The following is a 516-nucleotide window of genomic DNA, read 5'->3' as shown; positions in this document are numbered from 1 at the left end:
CGCAAACCGACACAGGTAGGCGAGAAGAGAATTCTAAGGCGCGCGGAAGAACTCTCGTTAAGGAACTCGGCAAAATGACCCCGTAACTTCGGGAGAAGGGGTGCCTCGGTAGGGTGAATAGCCCGAGGGGGCCGCAGTGAAAAGGCCCAAGCGACTGTTTAGCAAAAACACAGGTCTGTGCGAAGCCGCAAGGCGAAGTATACGGGCTGACGCCTGCCCGGTGCTGGAAGGTTAAGGGGAGTGGTAAGCTCGCAAGAGCGAAGCTATGAACCGAAGCCCCAGTAAACGGCGGCCGTAACTATAACGGTCCTAAGGTAGCGAAATTCCTTGTCAGGTAAATTCTGACCCGCACGAATGGCGTAACGACTTGGGCGCTGTCTCAACGAGAGATCCGGTGAAATTTTAATACCTGTGAAGATGCAGGTTACCCGCGACAAGACGGAAAGACCCCATGGAGCTTTACTGCAGCTTGATATTGAATTTGGGTACGATCTGTACAGGATAGGTGGGAGCCGT

General features: G+C 53.7%; 1 rRNA gene. It reads left to right on the top strand.

From position 1 onward, the window contains the following. Positions 1-516 (top strand): 23S ribosomal RNA (locus ACWA2B_RS27985); the annotation flags it as partial.

Source organism: Paenibacillus sp. CMM36 (assembly GCF_053570945.1).
The sequence above is the reverse complement of the archived record's forward strand: the minus strand, read 5'-3'. Positions and strand labels throughout refer to the sequence as shown.